The organism is Streptomyces sp. NBC_00224 (assembly GCF_041435195.1).
Taxonomy (GTDB): domain Bacteria; phylum Actinomycetota; class Actinomycetes; order Streptomycetales; family Streptomycetaceae; genus Streptomyces.
In genome coordinates this window covers 4,369,295-4,393,813 of the sequence record NZ_CP108106.1, presented here as the reverse complement: position 1 = coordinate 4,393,813, position 24,519 = coordinate 4,369,295, and the positions used below count along the sequence as shown (strand labels likewise).

Here is a 24,519-nt window from a genome sequence, read left to right as displayed (position 1 = left end):
CCGTACTAGGACGTGCCCCCATGGTCTTCCACAGCGAGTACGCGGCCGTCCCGGTCGTCGACGAACCCATCCACCAGGCAGTCCTCGGGCACGCGACGCGCTACGGCGCCGCCACCGCCCTCATCGACGGCACGGACCCGACGGGCGCCACCTCCGTCTCGTACGCCCTGCTCGACGTGCAGCACCGCCGGGTCGCCGCCGCGCTCGCCGAGGCCGGGCTGCGCAAGGGCGACGTCCTCGCCCTGCACAGCCCCAACTCGGTGCTCTTCCCCGCCGTGTTCTACGGGGCCACGCGCGCAGGTGCCTCGGTGACCACGGTCCACCCGCTGGCCACGGCCGAGGAGTTCGCCAAACAGATCGCCGACTCCAAGGCGCGCTGGATCGTCACGATCGCGCCACTTCTTGAGACGGCCCGCCGCGCGGCCGAACTCAGCGGCTGCATCGCGGAGATATTCGTCTGCGACCGGGCGGACGGCCACCGCTCGGTCCTCGACATGTTCGCCTCCGACGCCCCCGAGCCCGCCGTGGAGATCGACCCCGGCGAGGACATCGCCGCGCTGCCGTACTCCTCGGGCACCACCGGCGTACCCAAGGGCGTGATGCTCACCCACCGCTCGATCGCCACCAACCTCGCCCAGCTCCACCCGCTCTGCCCCATGGGCCCCGGCGACCGCATCCTCGCCGTCCTGCCCTTCTTCCACATCTACGGGCTCACCGCGCTCCTCAACGCCCCACTGAGGCAGGGCGCCACCGTCGTGGTGCTGCCGCGCTTCGACCTCGACCAGTTCCTCGCCACCATCGAGCGCCACCGCATCACCGGCCTCTACGTGGCCCCGCCGATCGTGCTCGCCCTCGCCAAGCACCCGGCGGTCGCCCAGTACGACCTCTCCTCCCTGGAGTACATCGTCAGCGCCGCCGCCCCCCTGGACGCCCAGCTCGCGGCGGCCTGCTCGGCCCGGCTCAAACTCCCGCCGGTGCGTCAGGCGTACGGGATGACCGAGCTCTCGCCCGGCACCCACGCCGTCCCCCTGGCGGCCGCGAACCCGCCGCCCGGCACCGTCGGCAAACTCCTGCCCGGCACCGAGATGCGCCTCCTCTCCCTCGACGAGCCGGGCCGCGACGTCGCCCCCGGCGAGACCGGCGAGATCGCCATCCGGGGCCCGCAGGTCATGAAGGGCTACCTCGGCCGCCCCGAGGCCACCGCCGAGATGATCGACGCCGACGGCTGGGTGCACACCGGCGACATCGGCCACGCCGACGCCGACGGCTGGCTCTTCGTGGTCGACCGGGTCAAGGAACTCATCAAGTACAAGGGCTTCCAGGTCGCCCCCGCCGAACTGGAGGCGCTGCTGCTCACCCACGACGCCATCGCGGACGCGGCGGTCGTCGGCGTGTACGACCAGGACGGCACCGAGGTGCCATGCGCCTACGTCGTACGGGCGCCCGGCACCCAGGACCTCACCGCCGACGACGTCATGGAGTACGTCGCCGGGCAGGTCGCCCCGTACAAGAAGATCCGCCGCGTGGAGTTCATCGGCACAGTGCCGCGCGCGGCGACCGGAAAGATCCTCCGCCGTGAACTCAGGGAGCGCCGGGGCGTCCCGGAAAGCCAGAAGGGCACCGCATGACCGTCGTACACCGCTCGCACGACCGGGGCATCACCACACTGACACTGGACTCGCCCGCCAACCGCAACGCCCTGTCGGCCGCCCTCGTCGGCGAGCTCGGCGCGGCCCTCGCCGACTGCGCCGACGACCCGGGCGTACGGGCCGTCCTGCTCACCCACACCGGCTCCACCTTCTGCGCGGGCGCCGACCTCAAGTCACCCCCCGACCCGGCCGCCTTCGTGACCCTGATGCGAGGCGTCGTCGAACTGCCCAAGCCGGTCGTGGCACGGGTCACCGGACACGTACGGGCCGGCGGGCTCGGGCTGCTCGGCGCCTGCGACATCGCGGTGGCCGGACCGGACTCCACGTACGCCTTCACCGAATCCCTGCTCGGGCTCGCCCCCGCCGTCATCTCCATGCCCCTGCTGCCCCGCATGGACCCGCGCGCCGCCGGACGCTACTACCTCACCGGGGAACGGTTCGGGGCGGCCGAGGCGGTACGGGCCGGACTGCTCACGGCGGCGGCCGACGACGTGGACGCGGCCCTCGCACCGGTCCTCGACGGGCTGCGCCGGGCCTCCCCACAGGGCCTGGCCGCATCGAAGGCACTGGTCACGGCTACCGTGGTGGAGACCTTCGACCGCTGGACACAAGACCTGAGCGCGCGTTCGGCGGCCCTGTTCGCCTCCGCCGAGGCGAAGGAGGGCGTGACGGCGTTCCTGGAACGACGGGAGCCCCCATGGGTGTTGTGACACCGGCGACCACCTCCGCGAAGGGCCCCAACTCCCCGAAGCAGGACCGCAGCCGCGTCACCCGGCAGCGCCTCCTGGAGGCCGCGGTGGCCTGTCTGGCCGAACACGGCTGGGCGGGCTCCACGGTCTCCGTCGTCGCCGAGCGGGCCGGCGTCTCGCGCGGCGCGGCCCAGCACCACTTCCCCACCCGGGAGGACCTGTTCACGGCGGCCGTCGAGTACGTGGCCGAGGAACGCTCCACGGCCCTGCGCGCCCTCGGCCCCACCGACCGCCACACCGTGGTCGCCAGCCTCGTCGACCTCTACACGGGCCCGCTGTTCCGGGCCGCCCTGCACCTCTGGGTGGCCGCCGCCAACGAGCCCCAACTGCACGCGCGGGTAAGGGAGCTGGAAGCCAGGGTGGGCCGGGAGTCGCACCGCATCGCGGTGGCACTGCTCGGCGCGGACGAGTCGCTGCCCGGCGTACGCGAAACAGTCCAGGGCCTCCTCGACATGGCCCGCGGCCTCGGCCTCGCCAACCTCCTGACGGACGACGGCGCCCGCAGACGCCGGGTGGTGGCGCAGTGGGCGGAGCTGGTCGACGGGGCGCTGGGGCGGGCATGAGAACGGGGGCCGGGCGCGTGCGCCCGACCCCCGTACCCGTACCGCTGACTAGGAGGCGCGGCCGTCCGCGTCCTCGCACATCTTGGCCTTCTTGCGCAGCGCGTCGGCCTGCTGGTGGGCCTTCGCGGCGGCGGCACGCTCGCCCAGGTGGTTGAGCTCCTCGGCCTTCCGGTCGAGCTGGGCGGCCTGCTGGCGCAGTTCGGCCGGCTTGCAGATGATGACGCCGGCGTGCGCGGCGGGCGCGACGGTCACGGCCAGGCCACCGGCGAGCAGCGCGGCGGACAGAACAGCGGTCACAGTACGACGCATGGTGGTACTCCAAATCCCGGGCCCGAAGAGCCCGTTGTGGGGGGTCTGGTTCTCGAAAACCCTATCTAATTCCAGCCACGAATGGATCAAGGGGCCCCGGGCGGGGGCACATACGCGTGTGGCGCCGCCCCCGTCCCAGGGGCGACGCCACACACGTAACAGAGTTGCCGGACCGGGGCTCAGGCCCGGATGTCCGCGAACCCCTCCACCTCGCGCGGGTTGCGTGAACCCGGGCCGATGTAGCGGGCCGACGGGCGCACCAGACGCCCCGTCCGCTTCTGCTCCAGGATGTGGGCCGACCAGCCCGCCGTCCGGGCACACGTGAACATCGACGTGAACATGTGCGCCGGGACCTCCGCGAAGTCCAGCATGATCGCCGCCCAGAACTCGACGTTCGTGGCGAGCACACGGTCGGGGCGGCGGGCGTGCAGCTCCTCCAGAGCGGCCTTCTCCAACGCCTCCGCGACCTCGAAGCGGGGCGCGCCCAGCTCCTTGGCGGTGCGGCGCAGCACGCGCGCGCGGGGGTCCTCGGCGCGGTAGACGCGGTGCCCGAAGCCCATCAGACGCTCGCCCTTGTCGAGGGCCTTCTTCACGTACGCGGTGGCGTCGCCGGTCCGCTCGATCTCCTCGATCATGCCGAGGACCCGGGAGGGGGCGCCGCCGTGCAGCGGGCCGGACATCGCGCCCACCGCGCCGGAGAGCGCGGCGGCGACGTCGGCGCCGGTGGAGGCGATGACGCGGGCGGTGAACGTCGAGGCGTTCATGCCGTGCTCGGCGGCCGACGTCCAGTACGCGTCGACGGCCTTCACGTGCTTGGGGTCCGGCTCGCCGCGCCAGCGGATCATGAACCGCTCGACGACCGACTCGGCCTTGTCGATCTCGCGCTGCGGCACCATCGGCAGCCCCTGGCCGCGCGCCGACTGGGCGACGTACGACAGTGCCATGACGGCGGCGCGCGCCAGGTCGTCGCGGGCGGTCCGCTCGTCGATGTCGAGCAGCGGCTTCAGCCCCCACACCGGCGCGAGCATCGCCAGCGCGGACTGCACGTCGACGCGGATGTCCCCGGAGTGGACGGGAATGGGGAACGGCTCGGCGGGCGGCAGCCCCGGATTGAAGGCGCCGTCGACCAGCAGCCCCCACACGTTCCCGAACGACACATGGCCGACGAGATCCTCGATGTCGACGCCTCGGTACCGAAGGGCACCGCCTTCCTTGTCGGGTTCGGCGATCTCCGTCTCGAACGCGACGACTCCTTCAAGTCCGGGTACGAAGTCGGACATCAGGCGGCTCCTCGTGATGCGTGCGACAGCTGCGGGATGGGTCGGGCAGGGGGCGCCCCTTCCCCCGTGATGCCCCGTGCGGTGGAAAATTCAACCCACCGGGTCGTAGGGGGGCCACAGTGGCCCAGCGGAGAGTTTGGCGGGTTCGACGGGTGCGGGGAAGCGTGACATCCGGCACACTGCCCCATTTGCCGCGCAGAGGGTTGGCGACCCTCCGTGCCGGGAAAACTGACACGCCGTGCCATGCGGGGGCGGCGGCCCGGCACGGCCGTAGCCCGCCTACGGCAGGATGACGCCGTGACCGACCACGACCCCGCGGCCATGCGCCGCCAGTACCGCACCACTCTCCTGGACGAGGCGGACCTGGCCGCCACCCCCATGGCCCAGTTCGCGCGCTGGTTCAAGGAGGCCGTCACCGGCGGCCTGCACGAGCCGAACGCCATGGTCGTCGCCACGGCGACCCCCGACGGCCACCCGTCGACGCGCACGGTCCTGCTGAAGGCCTACGACGACCGGGGCTTCGTCTTCTACACGAACTACGCCTCCCGCAAGGCGAACGAACTGGCGGCGAACCCGCACGTCTCCCTGCTCTTCCCCTGGCACCAGATCTCCCGCCAGGTCATCGTGACGGGCAAGGCGGCGCGGATCCCCCAGGACGAGACCGAGGCGTACTTCCGCACCCGCCCCCACGGCTCCCAGCTGGGCGCCTGGGCGAGCCCCCAGTCGCAGCCGATCGCCTCCCGCACCGAGCTGACGACCAGCTACGAGGAACTGGCGACCCGCTACCCCGAAGGCACCGAGGTCCCGCTCCCTCCTCAGTGGGGCGGCTTCCGGATCGTCCCGGAGACGATGGAGTTCTGGCAGGGCCACGAGAACCGCCTCCACGACCGCCTGCGCTATGTACCGGCGTCCCCCGACACCTGGCAGGTGGAACGCCTGGCCCCGTAGTTCTCGGTCCTTGGTTCTCGGTCCTTGGCCCCGGGCATGCAGAAACCCGCGGGCTCGGGTTCCTCCGAAGAGAAGCCGGCCGGACGTACCGGCGAGCCCGCGGGTCGGTGACTGCTGGGAATTCGGCCGGCGACGAGCCGGCACTGCACAAAGAGTGCGACTGGCAGGCGCTAGCCCGCAGTCACCTCACGCGTCCGGTTGGAAATCACTTCCGGATCACCTCCTTTTCTCTCGTGTGAACGACACATTAGGAAGCCGCGCGGAGCCCGACAACCGAATTAATGGAGTCGGGTCCCCAGGGCCTACTGGGCGGTCGCCGCCCGCTCCCCCGCGCTCCGCTCCACGCAGAACTCGTTGCCCTCCACGTCCGCGAGGGTGACCCAGCCCCTGCCGTCGGGGAGGCGGTGGTCGCCGACCAGGGTGGCGCCGAGGGCCAGGAGGCGGTCGACCTCCTCGTCGCGGGTGCGGTCCTGGGGCTGGAGGTCGAGGTGGACGCGGTTCTTGACGGACTTGGCGTCGGGGACCGTCACGAAGAGGAGGGTGGCGCCCTCGCTGGTCACCAGGGCCTCCGGGTCGCCGGGGAAGTCCTCGTCGGAGACCTTCCCGTCGAGGGCCGCCGCCCAGAAGGTGGCCAGGCTGTAGGCATCGGTGCAGTCGAACGTCACATGACGTACAAGTGAGGTCATGAGCGTCACTATGTTCGACGAGGGTGGGGCGGGAAAGGCCTTTTCGCGCGCGTGGGCGCTGTCGGGCGCGCGGGTCGACCTTGAGCCCCTGCGGGTGGAGCACGCCGAGGAGATGGCGGAGGTGCTCGGGGATCCCGCGCTGCACCGGTTCATCGGGGGCGTACCGGACGACGTGGAACAACTGCGTGCGCGGTACGCGCGGATGACGGCCGGGTCGCCCGACCCCGCCGTCCACTGGCTCAACTGGGTCATCCGGCTGCGCGAAGAGCACCACTTGGTGGGTACGGTCCAGGCCACTGTGGAGGGTGGTACGGCGGAGATCGCCTGGGTCGTGGGGACACCCTGGCAGGGGCGGGGGATCGCCGTGGAGGCCGCGCGGGCGCTCGTCGCCGGGCTCGCCGCGTACGGAGTGCGGCGCGTCGTCGCGCACATCCACCCCGATCACACCGCGTCCGCCGCCGTCGCGCGCGCCGCCGGGCTCGCCCCGACCGACGAGTGGCAGGACGGGGAGGTCCGCTGGCGCGCGGAGCTCGCCGGGTGAGCCCGCGCGCATCGTTTCCGCCCGCTCGCGCGTCGCAAAACGATCCCTCCCGTGAAGGGATTTCGGGGAAGTCGGTGTGGGATGCGTCACGTTCCAGTTGAATGATCCGACGAGGGTCGGTGCGTCGGTGTGACGCGGCGACACGTCCTGCAGGGGGTGCCAGGATGAGTGCTTCCCGGAGTGAGACCACCAACGCCCTCGGTCCCGACGAGCCGGACCGCGGGCACGACGACGACCCCGGCGGTCCGCCGGTGCCCGAACCCGAGCACGGCGGCGATCTGCTCGCCGCGCTGCTCGACGGCATGGACGCCGCGCTGTGCGCGTTCGACGTGGGCGGCGCGGTCACGCACTGGAACCGCGAGGCCGAGCGGATTCTCGGCTGGAGCGCCGAGGAGGCCGTCGGCCGCCAGGGCTTCGCCGGGTGGGCGGTACGGGCCGCCGACGCGGGCGAGGTGGAGGGCCGGCTGATGGCCGCGATGGACGCGCCGGGCCGCCAAGTACACGAGTTCGCGCTGCTGAAGAAGGACGGCGGGCGCGTTCTCGTACGGACGCAGTCGGCCGGGGTGTGGGGCGCGGACGGCAAACCGGCGGGCGTGTACTGCGCGTTCAGCGAGGTGCACGCGCAGATCGACCTGGAACGGTCGATCGCGCTGAGCGAGGCGCTGTTCGAGGACGGGTCGTGGGGCGTCGTCCTTGTGGACGTGGACCTGCGGCCCACCGTCGTCAACGCGTACGCGGCCCGCGCGCTCGGGACCGGGCGGGCCACGCTGCTGGGGCGGCCGCTCGGCGAGCTGATCGTGCAGGGCGTGGAGGAGCTGGAGGGCGCGCTCCACCATGTGCTCGCGGAGGGCGCGCCCGACTCGCCCGCCGAGCTGTGGGTGACGCTGCGCACCGCCGAGGGCGAGCGGCGGCGCTGCTGGCGCAGCGGCTTCCTGCGGCTGGCCTCGCCGCTGGCGGAGGAGCCGGTGCCGCTGGGGGTCGCCTGGCTCTTCCAGGACGTGACCGCCGCGAAGCTGGCCGAGCAGGAGGCGGACCGGCTGCGGTTCCGCTCGAACCAGCTGTACCGGGCCGCGCGTACGGCCGCGGAGTGCGAGGACCCGTCGGAGGCGGCGATGGCGTACCTGGACTTCGCGCTCGCCGGGTTCGCGGAGCACGCGCTGGTCGACGTGGCGGTGGGCGAGCGTCTGGTGCGTACGGCGGCGTCGCCGGCGAGCGCGCCGGGCCCGGTCGCGCCAGTGTCGGGCGGCGGCATCCCGGTGCGTTACGCGCCGGGCCACCCCGCCCTTCAGGCCGTCGACCGGATCGGGTCGGTACGGGCCAGTGGGGGTGCGGGCGCCGAGAGCTGGGCCGAGGAGCGGCAGTGGCCGGCGGACGCGCGGCACGCGCTGTGCACGGTGCTGCGCAGCCGAGGCCGGACTCTGGGGGTCCTCACGTTCCTGCGCGGCCCCGGCCGCCCGGCCTTCGAACGCCCCGACGCGACGTTCGCGGAGAGCGTGGCGGTACGGGTGGGAGCGGCGCTGGACCTGGCGGCGACCTTGGGTTAGCCCCCACCCCCGGACCCCTTGGGCGGGTGGGCTTACCGGGGCTCCGCCCCCGGTCCCTGTTCGTCTGCGGGCCGGTGGGGGCTGGTCGCGCAGTTCCCCGCGCCCCTAAAAGCGCCCCTCCGGGCCGCCCAGGGGATGCCGCGGAGCGGCACTCAAGGGGCGCGGGGAACTGCGCGACCAGCCGACCACGGTCCGCAGGCAAACCTCGCCCCCCCCGGAGGGCTCAGTGCCGGAAGAAGATCCGATCCCCGTACTCCGTCAGCACCCGCCCGTTCCACTCATGGCCCCCGTCCACGTTCCCGGAGCGCAGCAGCGGCGGCTCGATGCCTCGTTCCGCCAAGGACTCCGCCGCCGCGGCCATCATCGCCTGCATGAGGGCGCTGGTGACGACCGTCGACGCGGGGGCGAAGGGGGCCGGGATCGCCTCGTGGGTGAGTTCCGCGTCACCGATCGCGATCTTGCTGTCGAGGACGATGTCGCAGTGGTCGCGCAGGAACGTGCCGGAGACGTGTCGCGACTTCGTGCCCTCGGTGTACGCGAGCGAGGTGACGCCGATGACCTTGAGGCCCAGCGCGTGCGCGTTCATCGCCATCTCGACCGGCAGCGAGTTGCGGCCGGAGAGGGAGATGATCACGAGGGCGTCGCCGGGCTTGGCGGGGCTGGAGTCCAGGACAGCGCCCGCCAGGCCGTCCACGCGCTCAAGCGCCGAGCCCAGCGTCGCGGGCGTCACGTCGACCCCGACCGTGCCGGGCACGGCGAGGAGGTTCATCAGGGCGAGTCCGCCCGCCCGGTAGACGACGTCCTGCGCGGCCAGCGAGGAGTGCCCGGCGCCGAAGGCGAAGAGGCGGCCGCCCGCCGCGACGGTGTCCGCGATCGCGGTCCCGGCGGCGGCGACGTTCCCGGCCTCCTCGTCCCGTACCCGCTGGAGCAGCCCGATGGCGGCGTCGAAGAACTGACCGGCCAGTTTGCTCTCGCTCATCGCCTGGGCCCTTTCCGGGGGAATGCTCGGGGGAGGGAATGTCCGTGCCGCCGCACACGTTGCGGTCTGGACCATTGCCCTGTCAATACGCCCTACCCCCAGTCCTCCTCCAGTCTTCCCGAGCGCCCGTTCTGGGCCCGTGCCCCGGCCGGGGCACGGTTGTCAGTGGTATGCGTCAGAATTGAGCCAGGGCCAGCGCACGAGTGCTTTCAACATTCACAGCATCGAGGGGCACGTATGTCCGGACTGATCGACACGACGGAGATGTATCTCCGCACCATCCTCGAACTTGAGGAAGAGGGTGTGGTCCCCATGCGCGCCCGGATCGCGGAGCGACTCGACCAGAGCGGGCCGACCGTGAGCCAGACGGTCGCGCGCATGGAGCGCGACGGCCTGGTCCAGGTCGCGGGCGACCGGCATCTGGAGCTCACCGAGGAGGGGCGCCGCCTGGCGACGCGCGTCATGCGCAAGCACCGGCTCGCCGAGTGTCTGCTCGTCGACGTGATCGGCCTGGAGTGGGAGCAGGTGCACGCCGAGGCCTGCCGCTGGGAGCACGTGATGAGCGAGGCGGTGGAGCGGCGGGTGCTTGAGCTGCTGCGCCACCCGACCGAGTCTCCGTACGGGAACCCGATCCCGGGCCTGGAGGAGCTGGGCGAGAAGGCCGAGGCCGACGCCTTCCTGGAGGACGGCATCATCAGCCTCAACGAGCTGGAGGCGACGGAGGACGGCATGACGGTCGTCGTGCGCCGCATCGGCGAGCCGATCCAGACGGACGCCCAGCTGATGTACACGCTGCGTCGCGCGGGCGTGCAGCCCGGTGCGGTCGTCAGCGTGACGCGGTCGCCGGGCGGCGTCCTGGTCGGCAGCAGCGGCGAGGCCGCCGAGCTCGGCGCGGACGTGGCGTCCCACGTCTTCGTGGCCAAGCGGTAGGGAAGCGCAGGTGGCGGGGGCGGTGTCGCGCGGGTGCGCGGCGCCGCCCCCGTTTCCTTTGGGGCGTACGGGAGTTGAGAGGGTGGGCCGACCGCCGTGCCCGCCCGTTGTTTCCGGTCGGATCGGCAGCGGACGGGCGGTTCGCGTGCCACGCTGTCGGGTGAGGCATATGACCTGAAGGAGCGGAAGGGCGTACGACCGAGGAGCGTACGGCCGGGAGGGGAGGGGATCGTGCGGAGAGTCCCGATGCCACTGTCTCCCGCTCCTGGCGGGCCCTGTGGGTCCCGTCGAGTCGCAGAGGGCCCCGGCGCCCTGCGGCGCCGGGGCCTGCCCTCCCCAGTGCTGACCCGGAGCCCCGAGCTCTCGGGGTCAGCTCCCTCGGGCCGGCCGGTCGGTCCCACCGTGGCCGCCCGCCTCCCGCAGAAGATCTCCCCTCGGGGCGGCCCGTCAATCCTTGAGTCCGGTCACTCGAACGAGGGGTGTTGCGCGAGAGACGCGAGTTTTCGAATAGAGGTTCGATACTCTGCCGTGAACTGACCTCAGAGCTTCGGGGGCTGAAGGGGGTGCCAGGACACATGGTGCGACGCAGCGACGTGACGGGCTCCGATGGCGTGCGCCTCGCTGCCTGGGAGTTCGCGGACCCGCCCAAGGGCCCCCGGGAAACCGACCGGGCTCCCGGGGTGTTACTGCTCCACGGACTCATGGGCCGCGCCGCGCACTGGGCGCCCACCGCCCGCTGGCTCGCCGAGAAGCACCGCGCGGTCGCCCTGGACCAGCGCGGCCACGGCCGCAGCGACAAGCCCGCCGAGGGCCCCTTCACCCGCGAGGCCTATGTGGCGGACGCGGAGGCGGCGATCGAGCAGCTGGGCCTCGCCCCGGTCACCCTCGTCGGCCACTCCATGGGCGCCCTCACCGCCTGGCAGCTCGCCGCCCACCGCCCCGACCTCGTCCGCGCCCTGGTGATCTGCGACATGCGCGCCTCGGCGCTCGGCGCGGCCTCCCAGCGCGAGTGGGAGGACTGGTTCAAGTCCTGGCCGGTCCCGTTCGCGACGCTCGCGGACGTACGGAAGTGGTTCGGCGAGGACGACCCCTGGGTGGAGCGCCCCAGCCCCGCGCGCGGCGAGTTCTTCGCCGAGGTGATGGCCGAGCGCGCCGACGGCTGGCGCCCGGTCTTCTCCCGCCGCCAGATGCTGAGGTCCCGCGAGACGTGGGTGTTCGACGCGCACTGGGAGGAGCTGGCCCAGGTCCGCTGCCCGGCGCTGGTGGTCCGCGGCCTCGACGGCGAGCTCGGCCGCGCCGAGGCCCAGGAGATGGTCCGCGTACTGCCCCGCGGTCAGTACGCGGAAGTGGCCGACGCCGGCCATCTCGTCCACTACGACCAGCCGGAGGGCTGGCGGGCGGTGGTCGAGCCGTTCCTCCAGGAGACGGCCGAGCACCCGGTCCCCTCGTCCCCCTGAGCCGGGGACCCCAAGGGCTCAGCCGTGCCCCGAGCCTGCCGGGGTGGGGGTCGGCGCGGGCGTCGCCCACGCCGGGTACTGCTCGCCCGGCCGCATGTTCTCGTACAGCTGGGGGACCGTCACCAGCGTGTAGCCCGCGCCGCGCAGCCCGGCGATGATGCCGGGCACGGCGGGCACGGTCCACTTCAGGACGTCGTGCAGCAGGACCACGCCACCCGGCCGGGCCCGCTCCAGGACCAGCTTCCGTACGAGCTCGGTGGTCGTGTTGTGGTAGTCGGTCGCGGTCACGTTCCACAGGATCTGGGCGAGCCCGAGCGCGCGGGCCGCGCCCGTCACCCGGGCGTCGGTGAGGCCCTTGGGCGGCCGCATCAGCGTCGGCCGGACGCCCGTGAGCTGCTGGAGCGCCGACTGGGTGAGGGTGAGCTGGCGCAGTATCTCCGCCTCGGGCAGACCGGTCAGGACCGGGTGCGTCCAGGTGTGGTTGCCGATCGCGTGGCCCTGCGCGGCGATCCGCCGTACGAGGTCGGGATAGGTGTGCACGGGCTTGTCGCCGACCAGGAAGAACGTCGCCCGCACGCCTTCCCGGCCGAGTATGTCCAGCAGCTGCGCGGTGTACGGGCCGGGCCCGTCGTCGAAGGTGAGCGCGATGCACTTGGCGGTGCGGCACAGCGGCGAGTACGGCAGCGCTCCCCGGCCGTCCCCCGGCGCGGCCTCCAGGGGGCTCTCGTCGCCCTCGTGCACATGGCGTACGGGAGCGGGCCGGGGGGCCGCGGGGGCGGCGCCGTCGGTGACGCAGCCCATGCAGAGCAGCAGCACCGAGGCGGCCAGCCCGGCGGCCCCGGCCCTGAGGGATATGCGGTACGCGGTCACACAAAAGATCTACCCGTGCCCGCCCCGGCACGCATGCGGGCGTCACCCGCCTGAGTGACGCGCGCCCGTTCTGGCCCGGCGTTTGTCTGCGTGCCGGTGGGGGCTGGTCGCGCAGTTCCCCGCGCCCCTGGGGGGTTGGGATCACCGGGGTTGCCACAGGGATCGCCCCGCAGGGGCGCTTCTAGGGGCGCGGGGAACTGCGCGAGCAACCCACCACAACCCGCAGACAAAGACCGGGCCGATAAGGGGCGCGGGGAACTGCGCGACCAGCCCCCACCGGGCCCGCAGAAAAAGACCGGGCCCCGGGAGCGGTCAGCCCCGGCTGACCGCCGTCAGGATCTCCGGCAGCCGCCGAGCCGTGCGCGGGGCCGCGACGCGCAGCCCGGTGTACGCGACGAGCACCCCGTACACCGCCCCCACCGGCAGCACCAGCCACAGCGCGCCGTGCCGGTCCGAGACGTGCAGCCAGATCGTCAGGGCGATCAGCGGCGCGCTGAGCAGCCCGCTGGTGAGCATCCCGCCGAGGATCGCCAGGGACGCGATGCCGCCCTGGCCCGGCGCCACGTTCTTGCGGCTGTCCTGCGGGACCGAGTACGCGAACGCCGCCGAGGCGACCGCGCCCGTCGCCAGCATCGCGCCGAGCAGCCCGAGCGAGAGCCCCAACGCCTGCGGAAGCGCCGCCCAGTTGCCGACCAGCGAGGCGGTGACCACCGCGACCAGGACGGTGTACGGGGCCGTCACCAGCGCGATCGCGTACGCGCGGGCCCGCAGCTCCAGGAAGGCGTCCCGGGGCGTGGCGATCGTCTGGACGACCATCCAGAACGCCGAGGTGTCCTGCCCGAACTGGTTGTACATCTGGGCGCCCAGCATGAACGCGCCGAACGAGGCGAAGTACACCGTGCCGTTGCCCTGGAGGGCGTTGGCGACCGGGACGATCAGGCCGATGGCGAGCGAAGTGATCCACGCGGCCTTGGTCTTGGGGTCGCGCCAGGCGTACCGCAGGGTGCGCAGCATGACGGTGCCGGTGCGGCCCTCGGGCAGCAGCCCGGCGAGTCCCGGCCGGTCCGCCTGCTTGCGGGCCGTGTCGGCGGGCCGCAGCGTCGAGCCGTCCGGGGTCGTCATCAGCCGTACCAGCGAGCGCTGCCAGGCGTACAGCAGGGCCGCCAACGCCACGGCGGTGAGCAGGAGTTGCAGCGCCGCCCGCCCGTACGCGCCGTCGCTCGTCGCGTCGACGGCGCCGATCGCGGCGGCGGGCGGCAGCCAGCGGACCACGTCCCCGGCCGGGTCGAGGGCGGAGAGGCCGCCCGAGTCGCCGAGCTTCTGCACCCCGAAGTTGACGAACTGGAAGCCGATGGCGATCACCAGACCGCTGAGCACGGCGAGGTCGCGGCCCTTGCGGGAGGTCAGCAGCCGGGTGTTGGCCGTCGCCACCGTCCGCGCGAGCGCCACGCACACCAGGATCGTCAGCGGTACGGCGAGCACCGCGACGGCGGCCGCCGCCGCGCTGTGGGCCACCGCGATCGCCGAGCCGAGCACCAGGCAGAGCGTGAAGAGGGGCCCGATGCCGACCAGGGAGGCGGCGAGCAGCGCCACGATCAGCGAGCGCGGGCGCAGCGGCAGCATCACGAGCCGGGTCGCGTCCAGGGTCTCGTCGCCGCTCGGGAAGAACAGCGGCATCACCGTCCAGGCGAGCGCCAGGACGGCGGTGACCAGGACGGCCACCGTGGCCGCGTGGGCGTCGCCGCGCAGCGCGAGCAGGCCGAGGAGCTGGAGGGCGGCGAAGAGCAGGGCGAGCACGGCCGAGGTGATGTACGCGGCCCGGCGCCCGCCGGACTGCCGCAGCCCGTTCCTGAGCAGCGACAGCTTCAGCCGTACGAAGAGCGGGGTGAGGGAGGGCGCGCCCGGAGTCGTGGGGGCCTTCGGGGCCGTGTCCGTGGCGCTCATCGGGCCGCACCGCCGCCGAGCCAGTCGAGGGTCTCGCCGGTGTCGCGGCCGTGGGCGCCCACGAGTTCGAGGAAGGCGTTCTGCAGCGAGCTCGCGCTGCCCCGGACCTCGGCGAGCGTGCCCTGTGCGCGGATGCGCCCGGCGGCCAGCACCGCGACCCAGTCGCAGAGCGACTCGACGAGCTCCATGACGTGGCTGGAGAAGACGACGGTCGCGCCGGAGGCGGTGTAGCGCTCAAGGACGCCCCGGATCGTCTGCGCGGAGACCGGGTCGACGCCTTCGAACGGCTCGTCCAGGAACAGCACTTCGGGGTTGTGCAGCAGCGCCGCCGCGAGCCCGATCTTCTTGCGCATGCCGGTCGAGTAGTCCACGACGAGCTTGTGCTGGGCGCCCGCCAGATCCAGGACGTCCAGGAGCTGGGTGGCCCGCTTGTCGACCTCGGCGCCGGGCAGCCCGCGCAGCCGGCCGGTGTAGCCGAGCAGTTCGCGCCCCGTCAGCCGCTCGAAGAGCCGCAGGCCCTCGGGCAGCACGCCGATCCGGGACTTCACGGCGACCGGGTCGCGCCACACGTCGTGGCCGCCGACCTCGACGGTGCCGCGGTCGGGGCGGAGCAGGCCGGTCACCATCGACAGGGTGGTGGTCTTGCCCGCCCCGTTCGGTCCGACCAGGCCGATGAACTTGCCCGCCGGAAGCTCCAGATCGATCCCGGCGACGGCGATCTGGTCGCCGAAGCGCTTCCACAGATCGCTGACCCGGACGGCGGGCGGCAGGTCCCGCGCCCCGTCCGCGGTGTCGAATGTCTGATCCGGCATGGTGGTGCGCCTTTCGTCCCCGTCCGTGCGTTCGTACGCACGTCTACGGGGACACCCTACGAGTGGCGCGCCCGGGCGGCGGCGGCCTCGCGTCCGCAGGCGTACGCGAGGGGGCTGATCAGCTCTTCCGCGTCCGGCAGCCAGCGGTTGGCGGGGGTGGGGCGGCGGGCCCACTGCACCGCGCCGTGGCCGCCGATGCGGGTGGGCGGGGCCGCCACGTAGTCCCCCTCGCCGCGGGTGATCAGGTCGATCGAGGAGACCGTCCAGCCCAGCTTGCGCACCAGGTCGGGGACCTTCGCGCCGGCTCCGGGCAGCACGAAGAACAGCATCCGGCGGTCCGGGGTGCAGGTGACCGGGCCGAGCGTGAGCTCCATGCGCTCCATCCGGGCGAGCGCCAGGAAGCCGGCCGACTCCGAGACGTCGATCGCGTCGAAGGTGCGGCCGGTGGGCAGCAGGATCGACGACCTGGGCTGTTTCGACCACATGCGGCGGGCGGCCACCGCGCTCCCCGTGGCCTGGGTCGCCCAGTCCGGCCGGGACGGGTGCGCCCCCGGCGACGGGCAGGCGGCGTCGCCGCACGAGCAGTGCTCCACGCCCTCGGCCGCCTCCAGCCAGGTGCCGGGGAACACGTCCCAGTGCCGCTCTTCCGCGTACCGCACCGCGCTGTCGAGGAGCTGGTCACCGCGCTGCTTGGGAATCTGTGCGGCTTCCGTGCCTGTGATGGTCTCTTCCACGCAGAACTCAACTCCCGCCACCACCTCGGGTTACGGGCGCGCGCCGGGCGGCGCAGGAGCATCGATCCTGCATCCGGGGCGCATGGGTGCATGGACGGGGGCGCGCGTGGGGCCGCGCCTCTCATGGCGGGTAGCCACATGCGGGGGGCTCCGGGGAAACAGGCAATACGCCCGTTAGTTCGACATCACCTCACCATCGCGACATCGCCACCACCGCCGACATCACGCGCGACCGTCATTCATCCGATTTACGGTGCATTTTCTGCTTCCCGCGCTTTCCTTCGCTTCCTTCGCATTCTCTGCCTTTTCGCAGGGCAGTGATCACAGTAGTGATCAACTGCCGCATCAGGGGGTTCACATGGCAGCCAGGCCGCTAGTCGCCCGCCAGCCCAATGAACGGCTGCAGGCGCTCATCCAGGAAGCCGGGTGCTCCAACGCGGGTCTCGCCCGGCGCGTGAACATGGTCGGCGCCGAGCGCGGGCTCGACCTTCGGTACGACAAGACATCGGTGGCGCGCTGGCTCCGCGGCCAGCAGCCCAGGGGACGGGCGCCGGGCATCATCGCGGAGGCGCTGGGGCGCAAGCTCGGGCGCACCGTGACGATCGACGAGATCGGCATGGCGAACGGCAAGAACCTGGCGTCGGGGGTGGGGCTCCAGTTCTCGCCCACCGTCCTCGGCGCGATCGAGCAGGTCTGCGAGCTGTGGCGCAGCGACGTGGGCCGCCGCGACTTCCTGACCGGCTCCACGGTCGCCGCCTCCGCGCTGGTCGAGCCGAGCCGCGACTGGCTGATCACCGGCGCGGACGCGCAGGTCGCGCGCAACGCCGGGCAGCGGGTCGGGGTCGCGGACGTCGACGCGGTGCGGGCGATGACGGACGCGCTGGTCGAGCTCGACCACCGGTTCGGGTCGGGGCACGTACGTCCGGTCGTCGTCCACTACCTCAACAGCGTGGTGTCCGGGCTGCTCGCGGGCTCGTACCGGGAGACGGTCGGGCGCCAGCTGTTCGCGGCGGTGTCGCGACTCACCGAACTGGCGGGCTACATGGCCGTCGACACCGGCCAGCCGGGTCTGGCGCAGCGCTACTACATCCAGGCGCTGCGGCTCGCCCAGGCGGCGGGGGACCGGGGCTACGGAGGGTACGTGCTCGCCGCCTCCATGAGCCATCTCGCGGCCCAGTTGGGCAACCCGCGCGAGATCGCGCAACTGGCGCGTGCCGCCCAGGAAGGCTCGCGGGGCCGGGTCACCCCTCGCGCCGAGGCGATGTTCTTCGCGGCGGAGGCGCGGGGGCACGCGCTGCTCGGCGACGCGCGTACGTGCCAGACGGTGGCGGGGCGGGCCCTGGCGGCGATGGAGGCGGCCTCCGCCGACTCCGGCGACGACCCTTCCTGGATCGCCCACTTCGACCACGCGTACCTGGCGGACGAACTCGCCCACTGCCACCGGGACCTGGGGCAGCCCGAGGCGGCCGCCCGGCGTGCCGAGGAGTCCCTGGCGGGCCACCCCGAGACACGGGCGCGGCGCCGGGCGATCGGGCTGATCCTGCTCGCCACGGCGCAGGTGCAGCAGCGGGAGGTGGAGCTGGCTTGCGCCACGGGTACGCGGGCGGTGGACCTGCTGTCCACGCTGCGCACCAACCGCGGCGCGGACTATCTCGACGACCTCCAGCAACGCCTGGAGCCGTACGCGGACGAGCCGTCGGTACGGGAGTTCGGCGCACGCCTGGAGGTCCAGGCGGCCTAGGCCCCCATTTCCCGGGGGCTTCGCCCCGGGGCCCCGTTCGCCCGCGGACCGTGCTGGGTTGCTCGCGCAGTTCCCCGCGCCCCTGAGATGCGCCCCTTCGGGGCGCCCCAGGGGATGCCGCGCAGCGGCATTTTCAGGGGCGCGGGGAACTGCGCGACCAGCCCCCACCGGGCCCGCAGACAAACGGCAGACAAACGGGGGACTGGGGGCTCGCCCCCAGATGGGGTTACGCGAAGACCACCGTGCGGCGGCCGTTCAGCAGGATCCGGCGCTCCGCATGCCACTTCACCGCCCGCGCCAGCGCCTGGCACTCCACGTCGCGGCCGACCGCCACCAGCTGGTCGGGGGTGACCTCGTGTCCCACCCGTTCGACCTCCTGCTCGATGATCGGGCCCTCGTCCAGGTCCGCGGTGACGTAGTGCGCGGTCGCGCCGATCAGCTTCACGCCCCGGGCGTGCGCCTGGTGATACGGCTTCGCGCCCTTGAAGCTCGGCAGGAAGGAGTGGTGGATGTTGATGATCCGGCCGCTGAGCTGCTTGCAGAGGTCGTCGGAGAGGACCTGCATATAGCGGGCGAGCACGACGAGCTCGACGCGCTCCTCCCGTACGAGCGAGAGCAGCTCCGCCTCCGACGCCGCCTTCGTCTCCTTCGTCACCGGGATGTGGCGGAAGGGGATGTCGTACGAGGACACGAGTTCCGCGAAGTCCGTGTGGTTCGAGACCACCGCAGCGATCTCCACCGGCAGCGCGCCGATCTTCGAGCGGAAGAGCAGGTCGTTGAGACAGTGGCCGAACTTCGACACCATCAGTACGATCCGCATGCGCTCGTCCGCGCGGTGGATCTGCCAGTCCATCTGGAAGGCGTCGCCCACGGCCGCGAAGCTGGCGCGCAGCTTCTCCACCGTCACGGGCGCCTCGGCCGAGAAGTGGACCCGCATGAAGAAGAGACCCGAGTCGCGGTCTCCGAACTGCTGACTGTCCTCGATGTTGCAGCCGGTGATGAAGAGATAGCTCGACACGGCGTGCACGATGCCCTGTTTGTCCGGGCAGGAGAGCGTGAGGACGTACTGGTCAGTCATCCAGGCAGGATGTCATAACCGGCACCCCGCCCTCCGTCCCGCTCAGGATGCGGAACGGGTGAGGATGCTCAGGACTTCCAGGGAGCGCGGCTGTACGTCCGGGTCGTCCCCGTCGCTCAGCGCCAGCCGTACATGCGCCTCGCGCGCCGCCCGTACCGCCTCCGGCCACCCGTGGTGGGCCAGGAACCCCGACACCGGGGCGTCCGCGCCGACCTGGTGCATGATCCGCAGCACCCGCAGCACCGCCACGTCGACGAGGGCGGCCTCACCGGAGTCCCGGAAGACCGTGCCCACGTATTTCTCGGCCGACCAGTTGTCGAGCCAGGTGTCCTCCACCAGCCGGTAGACGGCGTCGGTGATGTCCCCGTACCCCTCCTGTCCGGCCAGCCACACCTCCTGCTGGAAGGCATCGTCGGAGAGCATGTGCAGCGCGGATCGCACGTTCGCGCGCCAGCGCCACCACGGCATGTCATTCAACGGCATGCCGCCCATGGTGGGGGAGCGACGGCCGCGACGGGAAGAGCTGGCTGAACCTTGCTGCACGCGTTCGATCGTACGTTCATGTTCCCCCGGGGCCCAGGCGCCCCCGTAATTCACCCGCGCGTCACCCAGTGTTGGGAAGTGCTCACTCTGCCGTTACCCATGAGGCGGAATTGTGCAGGGACATGACCGGATGGCGCAGCTCCTCCTCCCCCCGCCCCTTCCACTCCGTGGCGGCCGCGCTGGTCGCCGTGTGTACGGCGGTCGGAGCCTCGCTGGTGACCGGCTGTGGCGTGATCCCTGGAACCGCGGGGGGCTCCAGGGCTCCCGTCACGGTCATGACCTGGGCGCCCGACAGCACCCGCGCGACCAATATGCCCGGAATGCCGTCCATGGCGGAGGCGTACGCGCGCTGGGTCAACGCCCACGGCGGCATCGACGGGCACAAGCTCAAGGTCCTCACCTGCAACGAGCACAACACCGCCACCGGCGCCGCCGAGTGTGCCCGCCGCGCGGTCAAGGAGAACGCGGTCGCCGTCGTCGGCTCCTACAGCCAGCACGGCCGCGCCTTCATGGCCCCCCTGGAGGCCGCCGGGATCCCGTACATAGGCGGATACGGCGTCTCCGACGAGGAGTTCACCAGCGCGCTCTCCTACCCCGTCAACGGCGGCCAGGCCACCCTGCTCGCCGGCACCGGCAAGCAGCTCGCGGTGTGGTGCGAGAAGGTCGCCCTGGTGCGGCCGGACACCGTCTCCGGCGACATCATGCCCTTACTCCTCAACTCCGGTCTGACCACCGGCCACCGCAAGCCGTCCGCCGACATCCGTACGACCGAGGACGCGGGCGACTACACCCCGCAGGCCCAGGAGGCGCTGGTACGGGCCGGGGCGGACCCCGAACTGCCCGGGAAGATCGGCCGGAAGGCGGCCGCCGAGCGGGCCCGCAAGGGGTGCGTCACCGCAGTCCTCGGCGCCCGCACCGAGACGTTCTTCGACTCGTTCCGGCGCGTCGAGGACGACGGCCAGAAGGTGCAGATCGCCTCGGTGCTCGGCTCGGTCGGGCAGCCGCTGATCGACCGCACGGGCGGTGCGGACGGCCCGTTCGAGGGCGCGTACATCACCGGCTGGTACCCGGATGCGGGCGATGCGCGCTGGGGGCCGATGCGGCAGGTCATCCGGGAGCAGGCGTTCCGGGACGAGTCCATCGACCCGGCGGACGCGGGTGTCCAGACGACCTGGATCGCGTACACCGTCCTGAAGAAGGTCGTCGAGTCGCTGGACCAGAACGGCGTGGCCGCGCACGACCTCATCCGCGCGCTCAACAAGGGCGTCAGCGTGGAGACGGGCGGGCTGACGCCGGCGCTGCGGTGGAAGTTCGAGGACATGCTGGCGGCGCCGGACTTCCCCCGGATCGTCAACCGTGATGTGACGTTCCAGGTGGTGAAGGCCGGGCGGCTCACGGCGGCGCAGCGCGGCTTCACGGATGTGAGCACGACGCTGGAGGACGCGTCGGCCCTGGGCTGACGCGTCCCTCCGGGGTTACGGGTCAGAGCTGGGCGGAAGACCGCTTCGTCAGGCCGTACTTGCCCGCGATGGCGTTCCACAGTCCCGACGCCTGCTTCTTGGCGAGGGTCGCCTCGCCGCTGGCGCGGTCGCCCTGGGCGGCGTCGGGCGTACGGCGGGCGTGGCCGTGCTTGCAGCCCTTGTCCTTGCCGGACTGGTCGGCCCAGGCGGCGTAGTGGTTGTCGGCGGACGCGGACGCCTGCCACGCCTTGGTGAGCTCGGCGGTGAGCCTGGCGTTGTTCGGCAGCTTGTCGACGGCGACCTTCTGGAGCCGGGTGACCAGCTCGCCGCGCTGGCGGGCCGCGTCGCGCAGGCTCGTGGCGGCCGCGTCCAGCTTGTCGCAGCCGCGGATGTCGGCCACCGCGCCGATGACCGCGTCCCGGCTGTTGTTGCTGTCGGCGAGCAGCTTGTCGAGCTCGACGGCCTGCGCCTTGGCGGGGTCGGCGGCGGCCTTGCCGTCACCGCTGCCGGCGGTCGGGGTGGTCGCGGCGATGGGCGCGTTGTCGTTCTTCTTCCCGCCCCCGTCCCCTCCGCCGGTGCCGCTGATCAGATACCCGGCGCCGAGCCCGAGGACGGCGAGGCCGATGCCGATGGCGGCGATCAGACCGAGGCGGGAGCGGCGCGGGGGCTCGTCGTCGTACGAGTCGTAGGAGTCGTACGGAGCCTGGTGCTGCGGCGGCTGGTACGCCGGGGCGGCCTGCTGCTGGGGCTGCACCTGGACCTGGACCGGCGGGGCCGGGGCGAACCGGGGCAACTGCTGGTTCTCACCGGGGCGTTGGCCCTGCGGCGGCCCGTCGGTGCGGAAGAGGCTGTCGAACTCGGCGGGCGGCTGCCGCTCCTCGGGCGCGCCCGGACGTATGCCGTACGGCGTGTCCTGCGGGGCGGCCGGAACCGGCGGCAGGTACTGGGTCGCCTCGGCGCCGCCGGGGGTCTCCGGGGGGAGGGCGCCCGGGGGCGCCGGGGGCACGGGGGCGAGGAACTGGGTGGCGTCGGAGGCGCCCGGGGCGGGTGGGACGGGCGCGATGTACTGGGTCGCGTCCGAGGCGTTCGCCGGGGGCGGGGTGAGGTACTGCGTCACCTCGGCGCCGCCGCCGTCCGCCGCCGGGACGGGGGCGATGTACTGCGTGGCGTCGCCGCTCTCGGCGGGCAGGGGCTGCCCCCAGACGGGCGCCGGGTCCTGCGGGCCCCAGGGCTGCCCCCAGGGCTGGGCTCCGGGCGGGCCCGGGGGCAACGGGGTGGATCCGTCGGCGGGCAGCACGACGCCCTCGTGTGCGGGCCGTGCAGCGGGCAGCTGCGGCTCGTCACCCTGTCGGCTCTGCGTCACCGGGACTCCTACGCGTGGGACTACGGAATCATCGAGCCACGCTACCGGGTCCCCGCCCCGGGGTGCCACGCCCACCCGGTTCGGGCCCCGGGGGTCCGGACCCCTGATATGTCTGCGGGCCCGGTGGGGGCTGGTCGCGCAGTTCCCCGCGCCCCTAAAGGCAGAAGGGGGTCCGGGCACATTCAGCCCCTCCGGCGTTTGAGGAGCGGGGTCCGGGGCGGAGCCCCGAAGCGGGGTGCAGGGGCCGCAGGCCCCGCAAAAGGGGTCCGGGGGCGAAGCCCCCGGGAAACCACCTCTACCCCCCACCCACCCCCGGAGGGTCTAGGTGAAGGGGCGGGGTGGGGCTACAACCTGCTCAGCGAAGCCGTCGCCAGCAGCACGTCCCGGATCGCCTCGCGGTCGCCCAGGCGGCCCGCCGCCGCGTCCTCCGGCGGGACGTGGCCTGCCGCCAGGCGGCAGAACTCGACGGCGTCCAGGGCGATGTGGGCCACCTCGTGGTCGGGGGAGCCGACCGCCGCGGGGGAGTCGAGCGCGATGTACCAGTCACCGCCGCCCGCGCCCTCGATCTCCAGGCGCAGGGAGCGCCCGGGCGAGCCCGCCGCGACCAGGTGGCGCGGCGGCGGCGCCAGACCCGCACGCCGGCGCGCGGCCAGGGTGTCCGGGAGGATCCGCGCCGCCAGGTCGATCATCCGGTGCAGATGCGCCCCGGACGGCGGGTCGTACGGGTAGGCCACCGCGTCCGCGATGTCCCCCGCGTGGATCCAGCACTCGAAGGCCCGGTCGAGGAGCGCGTCCTGGAGCGGAAGGGCGAAGTCGCCGTAGGGGACGGCCAGTTCGGCCGCACCCCGGCCCGCGAACGACACCGTACGGATCAGCGTGTGCGTCTGCTCGCGCCACGGCTCCCGTACCGCCCGCGTCAGCGGAAAGCGCGTCGAGGTCCAGAAGGCCTCGGTGCGGGCCGTCGGACCCGAAGGGAGGCTCCCGCCCGACGGGTCGTCCAGGCCCAGCGCCGCCGCCACGAGGCCGTCCACCGCCATCAGATGGCCGATCACGCCCGCCACCGTGGTCTTGCGGCTCACCTGCTGCTCCCGCTCGAACCACTTCAGCCGCACCGGCGCGTGCCACTCCGCGTCGCCGAAGTCGTTGAGCAGCGCGTCGAGCCGGGCGGCCTCCGCGTCGTACGCGGACGCCCAGTCCGGCACCGGGATGCGCGCCGGGCGCCGGCCCAGGCAGTTCTCCAGGACCCGGGACCGCAGCAGCGGGTCCAGGTCGAGGCTGCGGTCGGTGTGCAGCAGCCCCACCGCGTCCCGCAGCCGCAGCGCCTCGTCCGCGCAGGGCGCGCACTCGGTGAGGTGTGCCTCCACGGCCTCGGTCTCCTCCGTCGAGCACGCGGTCAGCGCCCACGCCCCGAGCAGCGATTTCAATATGGCGTGCGAGCGGACCACCGGCTCCGGCGGCGGGGGCGGCAAGAGGGACGGCAACCGTTCGATGTCGTCCGCGGCCCGGCGCGGTGGCGGTATGCGCGGCGTGCCGTTCTCGTCGTCGGGAAGCGGCGGACCCTGCTCGGCGGGCCCGTTCACAGCGCACGTCCGTAACCGGGCGGCGAGGACCCCTCCGGCGGGCGGGTGTTCGCCGTGGACAGCAGCTGGAGCCCGAGCCGCAGCCGGCGCCGGGCCTCGTCCTCGCTGATGGAGAGGTCGGCGGCGGCCTGCCGGTAGTCGCGGCGCTGGTGGTACGCCAGCTCCAGCGCCTGGCGCAGCGGCGCGGGCATGGACGTCACGATGTAGTCGGCGCGGGCGGCCGCGGTGGCCCGCAGCACCTTGGCCTCCAGCTCCTCGGTGGAGCCGCCGCGCTCCGCGTACTGCGCCGCCTCGGCCTGGCGCAGCCGCAGCACGGCCTGGCGCTGGGTGAGCTTGGCGACCCAGGAGCGCATGGAACCCTGCTTGGGGTCGTACGCGTCCGGGTTCTCCCACACGTAGCCGAACACCTCGCGGGTGATCTGGTCGGCGGCGGAGTCCTCGCCGAGCACACGGTGGGCCAGGCTGTGCACGAGCGAGGCGAACCGGTCGTACAGCTCGCCGAGCGCGGCCGCCTCGCCGCGCGCCAGGCGCTGCTGCATTCTGCGGTCCCAGCGAGGTGGTGCGTCCTTCGCCATGCGGCTCCCCAACCGTCTACGCGTGTACCGTTCTGCGATCTTTGTGTCTTTTGTCCGCGCCCCTGTGTACTCGTGTCTCCTCGAATGTAGTGCGCTCGGTCGAGAACGAGCGCTCCTTTGCGGCAAGTGCGCCCCCGAACGGGCAGGTCGTGATAGGGGCGAAGTGGTTTCGCGCGGTCCGGTA

General features: G+C 72.7%; 23 protein-coding genes. 10 read left to right on the top strand and 13 right to left on the bottom strand.

Going from position 1 to position 24,519, the window contains the following annotated elements; genetic code table 11:
• The first annotated feature begins 20 nt into the window (after positions 1-20).
• From OG965_RS19375 to OG965_RS19365, 3 genes are read left to right on the top strand one after another with little or no spacing between them, the layout of a single operon-like run.
• The gene (locus OG965_RS19375; protein ID WP_371653345.1) at positions 21-1,628 is read left to right on the top strand and encodes a 4-coumarate--CoA ligase family protein; all 1,608 of its coding nucleotides are present in this window, start codon (positions 21-23) and stop codon (positions 1,626-1,628) included.
• Positions 1,625-2,359 (top strand): enoyl-CoA hydratase family protein, encoded by a 735-nt coding sequence (locus tag OG965_RS19370; protein WP_371653344.1) that lies wholly within the window; start codon positions 1,625-1,627, stop codon positions 2,357-2,359. The genes OG965_RS19375 and OG965_RS19370 overlap by 4 nt, the downstream gene beginning before the upstream one ends.
• Positions 2,347-2,961: a TetR/AcrR family transcriptional regulator gene (locus tag OG965_RS19365; RefSeq protein ID WP_371653343.1), complete on the top strand. Its 615-nt coding sequence runs from the start codon at positions 2,347-2,349 to the stop codon at positions 2,959-2,961. Before OG965_RS19370 ends, OG965_RS19365 begins: the two co-directional genes overlap by 13 nt.
• Before the next feature lie 48 nt (positions 2,962-3,009).
• Here OG965_RS19365 and OG965_RS19360 read toward each other — a convergent pair whose 3' ends face one another.
• Together OG965_RS19360 and OG965_RS19355 are read right to left on the bottom strand one after the other, a co-directional pair.
• Positions 3,010-3,270: a hypothetical protein gene (locus OG965_RS19360; protein WP_371653342.1), complete on the bottom strand. Its 261-nt coding sequence runs from the start codon at positions 3,268-3,270 to the stop codon at positions 3,010-3,012.
• Between the two features lie 179 nt (positions 3,271-3,449).
• The gene (locus tag OG965_RS19355; protein ID WP_371653341.1) at positions 3,450-4,550 is read right to left on the bottom strand and encodes a citrate synthase 2; all 1,101 of its coding nucleotides are present in this window, start codon (positions 4,548-4,550) and stop codon (positions 3,450-3,452) included.
• Between the two features lie 321 nt (positions 4,551-4,871).
• Between OG965_RS19355 and pdxH the strand changes: the two genes are divergently transcribed.
• Positions 4,872-5,498 (top strand): pyridoxamine 5'-phosphate oxidase, encoded by a 627-nt coding sequence (gene pdxH, locus OG965_RS19350; RefSeq protein WP_371656991.1) that lies wholly within the window; start codon positions 4,872-4,874, stop codon positions 5,496-5,498.
• A 302-nt stretch (positions 5,499-5,800) separates the two neighbouring features.
• Here pdxH and OG965_RS19345 read toward each other — a convergent pair whose 3' ends face one another.
• Positions 5,801-6,184, bottom strand: coding sequence for a VOC family protein (locus OG965_RS19345; protein ID WP_371653340.1), 384 nt, complete (start codon positions 6,182-6,184; stop codon positions 5,801-5,803).
• Between the two features lie 10 nt (positions 6,185-6,194).
• Between OG965_RS19345 and OG965_RS19340 the strand changes: the two genes are divergently transcribed.
• Both OG965_RS19340 and OG965_RS19335 read left to right on the top strand, forming a co-directional pair.
• The gene (locus OG965_RS19340) at positions 6,195-6,725 is read left to right on the top strand and encodes a GNAT family N-acetyltransferase (RefSeq protein WP_371656990.1); all 531 of its coding nucleotides are present in this window, start codon (positions 6,195-6,197) and stop codon (positions 6,723-6,725) included.
• 164 nt (positions 6,726-6,889) lie between these two features.
• The gene (locus OG965_RS19335) at positions 6,890-8,269 is read left to right on the top strand and encodes a PAS domain S-box protein (RefSeq protein WP_371653339.1); all 1,380 of its coding nucleotides are present in this window, start codon (positions 6,890-6,892) and stop codon (positions 8,267-8,269) included.
• A 223-nt stretch (positions 8,270-8,492) separates the two neighbouring features.
• Here the strand turns inward: OG965_RS19335 and OG965_RS19330 are convergent, their stop codons facing one another.
• Entirely contained in the window at positions 8,493-9,248 is a 756-nt protein-coding gene (locus tag OG965_RS19330) for an SIS domain-containing protein (protein WP_371653338.1), read from the bottom strand.
• A gap of 237 nt (positions 9,249-9,485) precedes the next feature.
• Here OG965_RS19330 and OG965_RS19325 point away from each other — a divergent pair, with 237 nt between their 5' ends.
• Both OG965_RS19325 and OG965_RS19320 read left to right on the top strand, forming a co-directional pair.
• Positions 9,486-10,178: a metal-dependent transcriptional regulator gene (locus OG965_RS19325; protein WP_067162907.1), complete on the top strand. Its 693-nt coding sequence runs from the start codon at positions 9,486-9,488 to the stop codon at positions 10,176-10,178.
• A 575-nt stretch (positions 10,179-10,753) separates the two neighbouring features.
• Positions 10,754-11,635: an alpha/beta fold hydrolase gene (locus OG965_RS19320; RefSeq protein ID WP_371653337.1), complete on the top strand. Its 882-nt coding sequence runs from the start codon at positions 10,754-10,756 to the stop codon at positions 11,633-11,635.
• A gap of 18 nt (positions 11,636-11,653) precedes the next feature.
• Here OG965_RS19320 and OG965_RS19315 read toward each other — a convergent pair whose 3' ends face one another.
• The 4 genes from OG965_RS19315 to OG965_RS19300 form a co-directional block, all read right to left on the bottom strand.
• Positions 11,654-12,505 (bottom strand): polysaccharide deacetylase family protein, encoded by an 852-nt coding sequence (locus tag OG965_RS19315; protein WP_371653336.1) that lies wholly within the window; start codon positions 12,503-12,505, stop codon positions 11,654-11,656.
• Between the two features lie 312 nt (positions 12,506-12,817).
• Positions 12,818-14,449, bottom strand: coding sequence for a transporter (locus tag OG965_RS19310; protein WP_371653335.1), 1,632 nt, complete (start codon positions 14,447-14,449; stop codon positions 12,818-12,820).
• Positions 14,446-15,261: an ABC transporter ATP-binding protein gene (locus OG965_RS19305; protein ID WP_371653334.1), complete on the bottom strand. Its 816-nt coding sequence runs from the start codon at positions 15,259-15,261 to the stop codon at positions 14,446-14,448. The genes OG965_RS19310 and OG965_RS19305 overlap by 4 nt, the downstream gene beginning before the upstream one ends.
• Positions 15,262-15,317: 56 nt before the next feature.
• Entirely contained in the window at positions 15,318-15,995 is a 678-nt protein-coding gene (locus OG965_RS19300; RefSeq protein ID WP_371653333.1) for a bifunctional DNA primase/polymerase, read from the bottom strand.
• Positions 15,996-16,353: 358 nt separating this feature from the next.
• On the opposite strand from OG965_RS19300, the gene OG965_RS19295 reads away from it, so the two are divergent.
• Positions 16,354-17,736 carry a transcriptional regulator gene (locus OG965_RS19295; RefSeq protein ID WP_371653332.1) on the top strand — a complete coding sequence of 461 codons (1,383 nt, stop codon included), beginning with the start codon at positions 16,354-16,356 and terminating at the stop codon, positions 17,734-17,736.
• A gap of 226 nt (positions 17,737-17,962) precedes the next feature.
• Here OG965_RS19295 and purU read toward each other — a convergent pair whose 3' ends face one another.
• Positions 17,963-18,814 carry a formyltetrahydrofolate deformylase gene (purU, locus tag OG965_RS19290; RefSeq protein ID WP_371653331.1) on the bottom strand — a complete coding sequence of 284 codons (852 nt, stop codon included), beginning with the start codon at positions 18,812-18,814 and terminating at the stop codon, positions 17,963-17,965.
• A gap of 42 nt (positions 18,815-18,856) precedes the next feature.
• Positions 18,857-19,306, bottom strand: coding sequence for a hypothetical protein (locus tag OG965_RS19285; RefSeq protein WP_371656989.1), 450 nt, complete (start codon positions 19,304-19,306; stop codon positions 18,857-18,859).
• Positions 19,307-19,479: 173 nt separating this feature from the next.
• Here OG965_RS19285 and OG965_RS19280 point away from each other — a divergent pair, with 173 nt between their 5' ends.
• Positions 19,480-20,817, top strand: coding sequence for an ABC transporter substrate-binding protein (locus OG965_RS19280; protein ID WP_371653330.1), 1,338 nt, complete (start codon positions 19,480-19,482; stop codon positions 20,815-20,817).
• Between the two features lie 22 nt (positions 20,818-20,839).
• Here the strand turns inward: OG965_RS19280 and OG965_RS19275 are convergent, their stop codons facing one another.
• The 3 genes from OG965_RS19275 to OG965_RS19265 all read right to left on the bottom strand — a co-directional run bounded on the left by OG965_RS19275 (position 20,840) and on the right by OG965_RS19265 (position 24,335).
• Positions 20,840-22,180, bottom strand: coding sequence for a hypothetical protein (locus tag OG965_RS19275; RefSeq protein ID WP_371653329.1), 1,341 nt, complete (start codon positions 22,178-22,180; stop codon positions 20,840-20,842).
• A gap of 344 nt (positions 22,181-22,524) precedes the next feature.
• Complete coding sequence (locus OG965_RS19270) at positions 22,525-23,760, bottom strand: zf-HC2 domain-containing protein (RefSeq protein WP_371653328.1); 1,236 nt, start codon at positions 23,758-23,760, stop codon at positions 22,525-22,527.
• On the bottom strand, positions 23,757-24,335 hold the full coding sequence (locus tag OG965_RS19265; RefSeq protein WP_371653327.1) for a sigma-70 family RNA polymerase sigma factor: 579 nt from the start codon (positions 24,333-24,335) through the stop codon (positions 23,757-23,759). Before OG965_RS19265 ends, OG965_RS19270 begins: the two co-directional genes overlap by 4 nt.
• Positions 24,336-24,519: the final 184 nt, after the last annotated feature.